This is a genomic window from Leisingera sp. (assembly GCF_034669605.1).
GTDB lineage: Bacteria > Pseudomonadota > Alphaproteobacteria > Rhodobacterales > Rhodobacteraceae > Leisingera.
Genome location: NZ_JAXMOX010000032.1, coordinates 21,777 through 28,452, shown reverse-complemented (window position 1 = coordinate 28,452; position 6,676 = coordinate 21,777). Strand labels below are relative to the sequence as shown.

Sequence of the window (6,676 nt, the reverse complement as noted above, 5' to 3'; positions counted from 1 at the left end):
AGGACAAGCGTGCGGTCGTATTGAACAGATTTCGGCGTATTGAGTGAGTACGACATGACCAGTTCTCCTATCATTGGCATGGCGCAGCCTATCCGCTCTGCGCCACTAATCATGGGATCTGTTTGCGCGGCACACGCGACCGCTTGCTCTGATAGTTTCCGCAGGCCAAGTCCCATACGGGTCTTTCGGACAAGCTTGTGTCCCTGACATTAGGCTTGGTGTTTTGGCTGGCGCGCTGACTGTGCTCCATCATCTCAAAGGTCTTGCTGTCTCGGTCCCTCTTATCATCAGATCAGGCCGTGTGCGGCCGGGCTTTGATGATGTGACCGCTCTCCTTTGTGGATCGTTGCAGACCCACCTTGGCACAATGGTGCCGTCGGGGGGCTGTCACATCATCAAAGCCACTCTACGATACACCGCGCTTGACACTTCTCTATCCTCACCACGACGGTCTTCCGGGTGTTGAGGGGCGTCAGGCCCAGCACTCCATTGGCGGTGGCTGCATTCGGCTTGATACGATGAGCTTCAATGCCGCAAGCGGCAAGGATGCCGTTGTTCGACTGCGCAGTTTCCTACTTGGCCATGAAACGCAAGAACGCGTTCGAAACGTGGCGGCATCTGAGGAGTGCAGATTCTCAGAACGGGATACAAACCGGGATACATCTGTTATCACTTGACCACATATCCTTGATATTTCACTTTTTAATTACGCAATAACATATACTTAGCATGACACCCCTGCCATCGGCTTCCTGACATAGCGAAACAAGAAGCTTGTACCTCAGAGAGGCTCCAAAGCGCCCCAGTTGGTTTGAGCATCCCCCCGAAGCACCCGTTATCGCGTTATACGGGTGTGGCGGGTTGCCCCTAGACACCCGCCAAAAGTGTTCCGAACTGCCTTTCAAGTTTGTTAAGCACGCCGGCAGCCAGCCCTGCGGGCTCTGAGGCTATGTCACCCCAACACAGCATGAACAGCCCGCAGCGTCGCTGCCACCACCTGATCAGCTTCCGCTCGGCTGAGGCAGAACGGTGGCGCAAAACCCAGGATGTCACCCTGCGGCATCGCGCGGGCGATGACCTTGTCCTGTTCCAGCAGCTTGGCCGAGATCTGCGGCCCGATCTTGTCAGCGGCATCAAAGAAGGTGCGGCTGGCCTTATCCTTCACAAACTCCACGGCACAGAGCATCCCGGTCCCGCGCACCTCGCCCACGTTGGCATGGCCCGACAGCGCCTCAGCCATTGTGGCGTTCAGATAGCCCCCCACCTCGCCAGCGTTCTGTACCAGATTCAGATCGTCGATCAGCTTGAGGTTGGCGACGCCGGCAGCGGCCCCTATGGGGTGCGCCGAATAGGTCCAGCCGTGGCCGATCGGGCCGTTTTCGTCTGTACCCTGTTCCAGCACCTTCCAGACCTTGTCCGAAACTATAGACCCCGACAACGGCGCATAAGCCGAGGTGAGACCCTTGGCAATAGTGATGATGTCCGCCTCGATCCCGTAGTGATCCGAGCCGAACATGCTGCCCAGACGCCCGAAACCAGTGACGACCTCATCCGCAACCAGCAGGATGTCGTGCTTCTTCAGTACCGCCTGGATCGCCTGCCAGTAGCCTGCAGGCGGCGGCACGATGCCGCCAGTGCCCAAGACCGGCTCGCCGATGAAGGCAGCGATCGTGTCGGCACCCTCGCGCTCGATCAGCGCGTCCAGCTCAGCCGCGCAATGGGCGACGAACTGCTCTTCGGTCTGATCAAGGTTGTCGCGGCGGTAGTAATAGGGGGCTTCGGTGTGAATCACCTGCTCCACGGGCAGATCGAACTTCTTGTGGAACAGCTCCAGCCCGGTCAAGGAGCCGGTGACCAGCCCCGAACCGTGGTAGCCGCGCCAGCGGGAGATGATCTTCTTTTTCTCCGGACGGCCCAGGATGTTGTTGTAATACCAGATCAGCTTGACGTTTGTTTCATTCGCGTCCGAACCGCCGAGGCCGAAATAGACCTTGGACATGTTCTGCGGTGCGCGATCCAAAATCATCTTGGCCAATGTGATCGAAGCTTCGGTGCCATGGCCCACATAGGAATGGTAATAGGCCAGTTCCTTGGCCTGTTCGCCGATGGCTTCGGCAATCTCCTGACGGCCATAGCCAACGTTTACGCAGTAGAGGCCGGCAAAGGCATCCAGCAGTTTGTTGCCGTCGCGGTCCTCGATGAACACGCCGGAGGCGGTCTTGATCACCCGGTTCGGGCTTTCGCCGCGGGCGTGCTGGGCCAGATGGGTCGAGGGATGGAAAAAGTTCTTGCGGTCCCACTGGTCGAGTTGGTCGTTCTTCAGCATCTAACTTCCTTTCTCTTCCGCGTGAGGGTCAGGCCCAGTCGCGGCAAACGTATTTAATCTCTGTAAACTCTTCCATGCCGAGGCGCGCGCCTTCGCGGCCCAGGCCGGACTGTTTGGTGCCGCCAAACGGGATCGGCGCGCCGGTCACCTTGGTGCGGTTCACCGCCACCATGCCGTATTGCAAGGCGCGGCTCAGCCGGTAGATCCGCCGCGGGTCGTGGCTGTGGACATAGGCCACCAGCCCGTATTCGCTGTCATTGGCCCGCGCCACCACCTCCTCTTCGGGTTCGAAAGGGATGATGGGGGCAACGGGGCCGAATGTCTCCTCGGACATGATCAGCGCACCGGCCGGTACATCGGTCAGAACAGTCGGCTCAAAAAACAGCGGCCCAAGGGAGTGCCGTTTGCCGCCGCAGGCCAATTTCGCACCCTTTGCCAGCGCGTCAGCCACGTGTTCCTCCTGCTTCTGCACCGCCCTTTCGTTCATCAGCGGGCCCAGGTCGCAATCGTCCATGCCCTTGCCTATGGTCAGCGCCTTGGCAGCCTCGGTGAACTTCGCGCAAAACTCAGCATAAACGGGCCGCTCCACAAAGATCCGATTGGCGCCCAGGCAATCCTGGCCGGAGGTGGCGAATTTTGCCTTGATTGTCTCAGCGACCGCTTTGTCCAGATCGCAGCCCTTAAAGACGACAACCGGCGCGTGGCCGCCCAGTTCCATCACCAGCCGTTTCACCGTGCCGGCGGACTGGCGGTACAACAACTTGCCGATATTGGTGGACCCGGTGAAGGACAGCGCCCGCACCCGGGTGTCGCGTGTCCAGGGTTCCACCACCGTGGACGCCTTGCCGGTCACCACGTTGAACACGCCGGCCGGGATGCCAGCGCGCTCTGCCAGCTCCGCCAGCGCCAGCGCGCTGAACGGCGTTTCGCCCGAGGGATGCGCCACCACGGTGCAGCCTGCTGCCAGTGCGGCGGCTGCCTTGCGGGTGAGCATGGCCGAGGGGAAGTTCCACGGCGTGATCAGCGCTGCCACCCCCACCGGTTCGCGCCACAGCTCCACCTCGGCGTCCGGCAGGTGGCTGGTCACGCCTTCGATATTTGGGCGCTTGGCCTCCTCGGCATAGAACTCTACAAAGGCCGCACCGTAATCGATCTCGCCGCGGGCTTCGGAAAGAGGTTTACCCTGTTCCAGCACCATGATGCGGGCGAGGTCTTCCTTGTGTTCCAGCTGCAGCTCAAACCAGCGCCGTAGAATCGCGGCGCGCTGTTGCGGCAACAGGCCGGCCCAGGCCGCAAACGCCGCCTGAGCCGCATCCACGGCCGCAAAGGATTCCTCTGCCGACAGGCTCGCCACGTGACCCAGCTCAGCACCGTCCGCCGGATCACTGACCGGGAAGGTCTCACCGGTTCCAGCGCCTTGCCACTTGCCGTTAACGTAGGAAAACGAGCGCACCAAGGCCTTGTCGGCTATGTCCGCACGGGCAGAGAGAGCGGTCTCTGTCATGATGTCCCTCCTTATGTCTTGCAGAGGAGACTGCCGGATCGAAGCAGATGAAGTGACCAAAGTTGGCGGCATCAGCAGAGGATTCATCTGCCGCGAGGGTGCCCTTCGCGCGAACAGCGCCGCAGGCGCTGCAGGTCCGCCCGCAAGGGCTGATCATCGCACCCGGTTCAGCCCTGTCCGAGCAGGATATCAAGCGGAGGCGCCCCGCCCCCTTTGACCGGCTTGGTCACGATATAGGTAAAGTAGCGGCTCAGGCCGATGCGGGCGTCCAGCATCTCGTCAAGCAGCCGCTGATAGGCATCTATGTCACTGGTAACGATCTGCAGCAGGTAATCAAATCCGCCCCCCAGCGCCCAGCAAGCGGTGACCTCATCATAGCGCTGCATCGCCGTCTCAAACGCGCGGAAGCTGGCGGCGGTGTGATCTGCGATCTCCGCTGCAACAAACACCGTCACATGCGGTGCCAGTTTCTTGAGGTTGATGCGGGCGCCGTACCCTTCGATCAGCCCGGCCTGCTCCAGCTTCTTCAGCCGGTCCCAGCAGGGGGTCGCTGACAGGCCGATCCGTTCGGCCAGCGCGGCCTTGGTGATGCGGCCCTCGGTTGAGAGCACCCGCAGAATATCAAGGTCGCGCTGATCCAGTTGCATGTGATCCGCCCTATCAGGCCCCGGCGACGCCGACAACAGCCACGCAGTCGCCGGATTTGATCAACCCGGGAAAGTGGCGGCTGATCATCAGGCCCGCGCGGCGGGCACGGTATTCCACCGGCGGCTGCCCGGAGCGGTCCAGCGGCCAGACCCGGGCGATCAGATCGCCCTTGGCCACCACCCCGCCCAGATCGACCATCGCCTCGTAAAGACCGTCGCCCTCGCTGAACAGGAAACAATCGCCATCCGGCATCGACAGGTTCACAGTTTTATCCAGCTGCATCTCGCCCTGCAGGATGCCGGCATGGATCAGTACGTTGCGCAGACCCTTCTTGGCGATCGCATTGCTGCGCGCTGTCGAAGACCCGCCGCCGCCCAGCTCGGTAGTGACCAGCACCTTGCCCATCTCCTCGACCGCGGTGTCATACATGCCCGCACTGTCGATTTCCAAGAGTTGCACCGAATAGGGCGCGTTGAACGCCTTCATCGCGGCAAAGCAGGCCTCCTGTGTCGCCTTATCCTCCAGGATATGCGCGGCTGCAAAGGGCACGAAATCCAAAGTCTTGCCGCCCGAATGAAAATCCACCGCAATATCTGCCATAGGCAACAGCGTGCGCTGGAAGAAGTCGGCGATCTTTTCGGTCACGGTGCCGTCAGGGCGGCCTGGAAACGACCGGTTCATGTTGCCCTTGTCGATGGGCGAGGTGCGGCTGCCTGCTCGGAACGCCGGGTAGTTGAAGGCCGGCACGATGATCAGCCTGCCGGACACATCCTCTGCCTTTGTAGCGGCGGCCAGCTCATGCAGGGCAATCGGGCCTTCGTACTCATCCCCGTGGTTGGCGCCGGTCAAGAGCGCAGTCGGCCCGTCGCCGTTCTTGATCACCGTCAGCGGGATCATCACCGAGCCCCAAGCCGAGTCGTCGCGGCTGTAGGGCAGCTTGAGAAAGCCGTGATGCACCCCGTCCTGATCCAGCGGAATCGTGGGGGAAATCGGATTTGGCTTCATGGCTCAGTCCTTCACCAGCATTTTGCGCGGCACGTTTGACAAGCATTCCGGCCCGTTTGCGCCGATGCGTATGCTTTCAGTGATCTCGAAACCCCAGTCTTCCATCCAGAGACCGGTCATGAAGTGGAAGGTCATGTTTTCCTGCAGCACGGTCGTGTCGCCCGGCCGCAGCGACATGGTGCGCTCCCCCCAATCCGGCGGGTAGCTGACTCCGATCGGATAACCGGTGCGGTTGTCCTTTTCGATACCGTAAGTTTTCAGAACCTTGAAAAACGCCTTGGCGATATCTTCGCAGGTGTTGCCGGCCTTGGCCATTTCAAGCCCCGCTTCCATGCCCTCCAGCACCGCCTGTTCGGCATCCAGGAAGGTCTGCGTCGGTTTGCCCAGGAACACGGTGCGTGACAGCGGGCAGTGATAGCGGTGCACAACGCCGGCGATTTCAAAGAAGGTGCCCTCGCCGGGTTTCATCGGCTGGTCGTCCCAGGTCAGATGCGGCGCGGCAGCGTCAGAGCCTGACGGCAGCAGCGGCACAATCGCCGGATAGTCGCCGCCGATGCCCAGACTCTTGTCATAGCGCAGAGCGGCGTTATAGATCTCCGCCACCAGATCGCATTTGCGCATCCCCGGCTCGACCTTCTCGAAAATCCGCCGGTGCATCCGCTCCACGATCTTGCCCGCCTGCCGCATGTAAGTGAGCTCGGCTTCGGATTTCACCGCCCTCTGCCAGTTCACAAGCGCGTTGGAGTCGGCAAAGCGCGCATTGGGAAGGTGCTTTTGCAGCGATGCAAAAGCCGCGGCGGTGAAATAGTAATTGTCCATTTCAACACCGATGGCACCGCCGTCCAGCCCGCGGTCCTTCAGCTGCGCCGACAGGTAGTCCATCGGGTGGCGCTCGGTCGATTGCACATAGTGGTCCGGGTAGCCGATGATACTGACGGGGGCCATGTAGCAGGTGAGCAAGGCACCGTTGGCATCCTGGCCGCGGCCGTACCAGATCGGCTCACCCTCCAGGCCAATGATAACGCATTGATGCACATAGAAGGACCAGCCGTCATAGCCAGTCAGCCAGTTCATGTTAGAGGGATCGGTGACGATCAATAGATCAAGCCCGCGGCGGACCATCTCGGTGCGGGTCTTGTCGAGGCGCTCTTGGTATTCAGCGCGGGAGAAATACAGCTTGGGGTTTGCCATAT

5 protein-coding genes are annotated in these 6,676 nt (G+C 60.9%); all 5 read right to left on the bottom strand.

The genetic code is table 11. The features are described 5' to 3' along the window. Positions 1 to 952: 952 nt before the first annotated feature. Positions 953 to 2,326 (bottom strand): aspartate aminotransferase family protein, encoded by a 1,374-nt coding sequence (locus tag VOI29_RS06120; RefSeq protein ID WP_323776800.1) that lies wholly within the window; start codon positions 2,324 to 2,326, stop codon positions 953 to 955. 28 nt (positions 2,327 to 2,354) lie between these two features. Next, the gene (locus VOI29_RS06115) at positions 2,355 to 3,830 is read right to left on the bottom strand and encodes an NAD-dependent succinate-semialdehyde dehydrogenase (RefSeq protein WP_323776798.1); all 1,476 of its coding nucleotides are present in this window, start codon (positions 3,828 to 3,830) and stop codon (positions 2,355 to 2,357) included. A 167-nt stretch (positions 3,831 to 3,997) separates the two neighbouring features. Continuing rightward, complete coding sequence (locus VOI29_RS06110; RefSeq protein ID WP_323776796.1) at positions 3,998 to 4,477, bottom strand: Lrp/AsnC family transcriptional regulator; 480 nt, start codon at positions 4,475 to 4,477, stop codon at positions 3,998 to 4,000. A 13-nt stretch (positions 4,478 to 4,490) separates the two neighbouring features. Then, complete coding sequence (doeB, locus tag VOI29_RS06105; protein WP_323776795.1) at positions 4,491 to 5,483, bottom strand: N(2)-acetyl-L-2,4-diaminobutanoate deacetylase DoeB; 993 nt, start codon at positions 5,481 to 5,483, stop codon at positions 4,491 to 4,493. Between the two features lie 3 nt (positions 5,484 to 5,486). Beyond that, on the bottom strand, positions 5,487 to 6,674 hold the full coding sequence (doeA, locus tag VOI29_RS06100) for an ectoine hydrolase DoeA (RefSeq protein WP_323776793.1): 1,188 nt from the start codon (positions 6,672 to 6,674) through the stop codon (positions 5,487 to 5,489). Positions 6,675 to 6,676 lie beyond the last annotated feature (2 nt).